The 5625-nt window shown below is 48.1% G+C and carries 2 protein-coding genes; both read left to right on the top strand.

What is annotated here, in order from left to right:
• Positions 1–106 precede the first annotated feature (106 nt).
• Positions 107–2176, top strand: coding sequence for an EAL domain-containing protein (locus QUA34_RS29630; protein WP_333391033.1), 2070 nt, complete (start codon positions 107–109; stop codon positions 2174–2176).
• Positions 2177–2561: 385 nt separating this feature from the next.
• Entirely contained in the window at positions 2562–5120 is a 2559-nt protein-coding gene (gene glgP / locus QUA34_RS29625) for an alpha-glucan family phosphorylase (protein WP_333080523.1), read from the top strand.
• Positions 5121–5625 lie beyond the last annotated feature (505 nt).

The following is a 5625-nucleotide window of genomic DNA, read 5'->3' as shown; positions in this document are numbered from 1 at the left end:
GGCAGGTTTTTTTCCATAATTGTAATATTCCGCCCAGAATGTCACACTTGTCAATACCCTCTGACCTGAATCCTTACCAGAGTTAGAACTAGAAACATCTCTTTCGTTGCTTCAAGCAACCATTGAATCTACGGCTGACGGTATTCTGGCGGTTGACAGTGAAGGAAAAGTTGTTAGCTTTAACCGTAAATTTGCCGAAATGTGGCAGTTGCCGGATTTGCTGGTGGATTCGAGAGATAATAACCAAATTTTGGGTTTTGAAATCAACCAGTTAAAATACCCGGAAATATTTCTCAACCGTGCTAAAGAATTGTCCGATCGCCCTGCAGCAGAAAGTTACGATCTCATCGAGTTGACAGATGGCAGAATCTTCGAGCGCTACTCGTTGCCCCAGCGCACGGGAGGCAAAATTACTGGTCGAGTATTCAGCTTTAGGGATGTAACGGAACGGGTGCAATCCGAAGAAAAACTCCGCAAAAGTGAAGAACGTTTTCACCTGCTGACGCGGGCGACAAATGACGCCGTATGGGATTTTGATTTGTTAAAAAATGAGTATTGGTTGAGCGCAGAATTTGAAAAAGTTTTTGGATACAAACTCAACGAAACTCAGACTATAGAGTTAGAATCATGGTGGCTAAATATTCATCCCGAAGAACGGGAAAGAGTGATGTTAAGCTTCAACCAAACAATGAACTCAGACGCTCAATGTTGGTCGGAAGAATACAGCTTTCACCGTGCAGACGGGGGATATGTTTTTGTGCTAGATCGCGGCTATATCATCCGCAATGAAAGTGGCAAAGCTGTAAGGGCGATCGGCACGATGATGGATATCACTCAGCGCAAGCAAGCTGAAGAAATTATTCGCTATCAAGCTGTTTATGACCAACTCACCGGTTTACCGAACCGGATACTTTTTAACGAGCGGCTGCTGGCGTCCTTAAAACAAGCTAAACAAACAAAAAAAATGCTGGCTGTGATGTTTTTAGACTTGGACAGGTTCAAAAAGATTAACGATACATTAGGTCACGCTGCGGGCGATCGCCTGTTAGAAGGTTTTGCCGGACGCATCAGCGACACTTTGCGATCGACTGACACGGTTGCCCGCTGGGGAGGCGACGAATTTACCATACTGCTTCCCGACATCAATTGCTTAGAAGATGCAGTTAAAACAGCTCAAAGAATACTCAACAATTTAAAGCCAGCATTTAAACTAGAAGGACAACCGTTTCATGTCAGCAGCAGCATCGGCATTGCCCTTTATCCCGATGATGGTGAAGATGCCGAAACATTAGTCAAAAATGCCGATGCTGCCTTGTACTACGCTAAAGAAATGGGAAGAAATAACTATCAGTTATATACTTCAACACTTAATCCCCACGGCAGCCATTTACTAACTATAGAACACAGACTGCACGAGGCTTTAGAACAGGGAGAATTTGAGGTTTTCTACCAGCCCAAAGTCAACATCACTACTTGGCAAATTCAGGGCATGGAAGCTCTGCTACGCTGGCAACATCCACAATTAGGTTTAGTTACTCCCGCTACATTTATTCCGATCGCCGAAGAGAACGGACTCATTGTACCTATTGGGGAATGGGTGCTGCAAACAGCCTGCACTCAAAATAAGGCTTGGCAGGATGCTTTGCAGCCAGATTTGCGGGTAGCAGTCAACGTTTCGGCTCGGCAGTTCCAGCAATTTAATTTATTAGAAATGGTAGCGAAATGTTTGGAAAAAAGCGGTTTAGCACCCCAGTATTTAGAGTTAGAAATTACCGAGACTACAGCCATGCAAGATGTGGATTATACCACAAAAGTTCTCAGGGAGTTGCAGAATATGGGAGTGCAAATTGCGCTGGACGATTTCGGCACGGGTTATTGTTCTCTAAATTATCTCAAAAAGTTTCCCCTGAATATCCTAAAAATAGATAAATCCTTTGTCAGCGGATTGACGACTGATCCCTGCGAACGGGCGATCGCCAAGGCTGTAGCGACGCTGGGGCGAGATTTGAACTTGAGCGTGGTAGCCGAAGGAGTAGAAACTAAAGAGCAGTTGGAGTGTTTGCGCGAACTCCACTGTCAAGAAATTCAGGGTTATTATTTCAGCCCTGCACTATCCGCTGGCGATGCTAGCAAACTATTGGTAAATTCTCAGTTGCGACAAGTGCAAATTGCTTAATTGGGTCGCGACTTACTACTGCGTGAGGTTGTAACGCTGCGTGCAAGTCCTGCGAACGTTACACGTAAAAAGTCGTGCGACCACCGCCGAAACCCGCATACGTCCCGCCGCAGCACCCCTCGCACGAGCAGCCACTGTAGGAAAACTCGTTGCCACACTCAAGACAGATCGCCGTCCAGTCGTGATGGTCTGGTGGCAAGGCATTCTTGCGACAGTTATCGCAGCCGAAAACGGCCAGTTCGCTCACATCGAACGACCTGCGCTTCCGTTTCGTCTGGATGGCATCGTGCATAAACTGGTTAAAACTTAAAATAGTGTGCAGAATAACGGACTTGTACCTAAAGACAGAGGAAAATATCGCTACCCCAACATAAAGGCTTTGTCTATGCAGCCAATTCGCACATTTAACGTTTCCCCGTCGCTACCGACAATTCTCGAACCCCTACGCAGGCTTGCCTACAACTTGCACTGGGACTGGAACGTCGATACCAAAGACCTCTTCCGCCGCCTCGATCGAGACCTGTGGGACTCCAGCAACCAAAACCCGGTGCTGATGCTCGGAACCATATCTCAAGAGCGACTGCAAGAAATGGCAGAAGACGAAGGCTTCATTGCCCAAATGAACCGAGCAGCCCAGCAGTTAGACGATTATCTCAAAAACCGTGCCTGGTACCGCAAACAGCGCGGCACCGAGCAGCAAGAATGCTACGCTTACTTTTCGATGGAATTCGGCTTAGTTAAAGCCCTACCCATCTATTCAGGCGGTTTAGGCGTGCTCGCAGGCGACCACCTCAAATCAGCTAGTGATTTGGGCTTGCCCTTAGTCGGTGTCGGCCTACTCTACCAAGAAGGTTATTTTTCGCAGTATCTCAACGCCGACGGCTGGCAGCAAGAACGCTATCCGCTCAACGATTTCTACAATATGCCGCTGCACCCAGAACGCAACCCCGACGGTTCGGAATTGCGGATTGAGGTAGACTATCCCGGCCGCAAGGTGTATGCCCGGATTTGGCGGGTACAAGTGGGAACGGTTCCTTTGTACCTAATGGATACAAATATTGAACCTAACAGCCGCTACGACCAAGATATTACCGACCAACTGTATGGCGGTGATAAAACTCTGCGGATGCACCAAGAAATCATGCTGGGCATCGGCGGCGTGAAAATGCTCAAGGCATTGGGGCTGACAGTTACGGCTTATCACATGAATGAAGGCCACGCGGCTTTCATGGCTTTGGAACGCATTCGGATGCTGATGGAGGAATATCACCTGAGTTTCGTAGAAGCGGAACAGGTGGTGGTTTCGAGCAGTATGTTTACGACTCACACGCCCGTGCCTGCTGGGTTTGACTTGTTCGAGCCGGATATGGTGATGCACTATCTAGGTCAGTATCCCAAGATGTTTGGCTTGTCGCAAGATGAGTTTTTAGGATTGGGCCGGGAGAATACTGGGGATTTGTCCGCACCTCTGAATATGGCAATTTTGGCAATTAAAATGTCGAGTTTTGTCAACGGGGTGGCGGCTTTGCACGGCGTGGTGTCGCGCCCGATGTTTCAGGGTTTGTGGCCGGGTTTGCCCCAGGAAGAAGTACCGATTACTTCAATTACCAACGGGGTGCACGCTCGCAGTTGTGTGGCGAAGTCTACTCAGGAGTTGTACGATCGATACCTTGGCCCGGACTGGGAAATGACCGGTAAGGACGATCGTCTCTGGGACAGGCTTTCGTCGATTCCTGATGAGGAACTATGGCGCAATCACGAACGCTGTCGATCGGAGTTGGTGGTGTTCGCGCGGGAGTGGCTGCAAAAGACTTTGCGTGAGCGCGGTGCGGCCCAAACGGAAATCGAACACGCGCGGGAAGCTCTCAATCCGAAGGTGCTGACGATCGGGTTTGCCCGCCGCTTTGCTACTTACAAGCGGGCGACGCTGTTTTTGCGCGATGTCGATCGAATCATGCGGATCATGCGGGATCAAAATCGCCCGGTGCAGTTTGTGATTGCTGGGAAGGCTCACCCGATGGATATTCCGGGTAAGGAATTGATTCGGGATATCGTTCACTTCATCCGCGAGCACGAGACGATGAGCTCGATGGTGTTTTTACCGAACTACGACATTAACGTTGCTCGGATGATGGTGTCTGGCTGCGATGTGTGGCTGAATACTCCACGCCGCCCGCGTGAGGCTTCGGGTACTTCCGGGATGAAAGCTTCGATGAATGGTTTGCCGAATCTGAGCATTCTAGACGGATGGTGGGATGAGGCTGATTATGTTCGTACCGGTTGGCCGATCGGACATGGGGAATTTTACGAAGATACTAAGTATCAGGATGATGTCGAGGCGAATGCTTTGTACGACTTGATGGAAAAGGAAGTTGTACCACTGTTTTACAACCGGGATGCTGATGGCATTCCCCGCGGTTGGACGGAGAAAATGAAGGATTCGATTCGCTTGAATTGTCCTTTGTTCAATACTGCTCGGATGGTGAAAGATTACGCGCGGCGGGCATATTTCCCGGTGAGCGATCGCTACCACACTATGACTTCGGATAATTGCGCTCCGGCCAAGGAGTTGTCTCACTGGAAGAAGCACGTTCTCGCGAAATGGCACGATATTAAGATTGAGGCTGTTGATATTTCGCAGGATAAAGAAGTTAAGGTCAATCAGTCGATATCTGTTAAATCTCGGATTAATCTGATGGGATTGACGCCTGCAGACGTGCAAGTTGAACTTTATCAAGGCTCGGTTGATGCTAACGGCGATATCATTGGTGGCGTGCCGGTGGTGATGGAGTATTTGGGAGAAGATTCTCACAATGCTAGCCTTTATACGGCTGACATTACTTATACTTCTAGCGGTTTGCAAGGTTTGTCGTTGCGCGTTTTGCCCAAGCACGATAATCTCAGCAGTCCTTATGAAGCTGGTGTGATTCTCTGGGCACATTAGTCAGTAGTCAGTAGTCAGGAGAATAAAGGAAGATTTTCCTAATTCTCCCTCTTTCCGACTCTCCCACTGTTGTTATCGAAGTTGGGGAATGACTATTTAGCCGATTGTGCAATGATCGCCCAATACCACATTCCGCTCTATTCCCCAGTACCACCAGTGACCGCATATATAAGCGTATAGCAAGGCATCTGGCTGTTCTTCTAAGGCTTTGAGGGGGGCAAAGCTGGTGGGGATTTCGGGGATGTTTGAACCACCGATGAACGCTAATTCTTATGCAGGATGTTTGCGAAATTCAGAGTTGGTTCGAGGATTGATCAATATCTACAATATACTGGCAGAAGTTCATCAATTAGAGTTGACATTCTGCCAGTTTTCCATTTTTGTGGCGTTGCTGAATACAGGTATCAATTCCCGATTTCGGAGTTTTTATGTAAGGATTCAGGTCAGAGGGTATTGACAAGTGTGACATTCTGGGCGGAATATTACAATTATGGAAAAAAACCTG

Source organism: Microcoleus sp. POL10_C6 (assembly GCF_036701585.1).
Classification (GTDB): Bacteria; Cyanobacteriota; Cyanobacteriia; order Cyanobacteriales; family Microcoleaceae; genus Microcoleus.
The sequence above is the reverse complement of the archived record's forward strand: the minus strand, read 5'-3'. Positions and strand labels throughout refer to the sequence as shown.

Excerpts from the sequence above, each read along its gene's own strand:
- glgP (WP_333080523.1), top strand. The coding sequence starts at position 2,562 with ATGCAGCCAATTCGCACATTTAACGTTTCCCCGTCGCTACCGACAATT.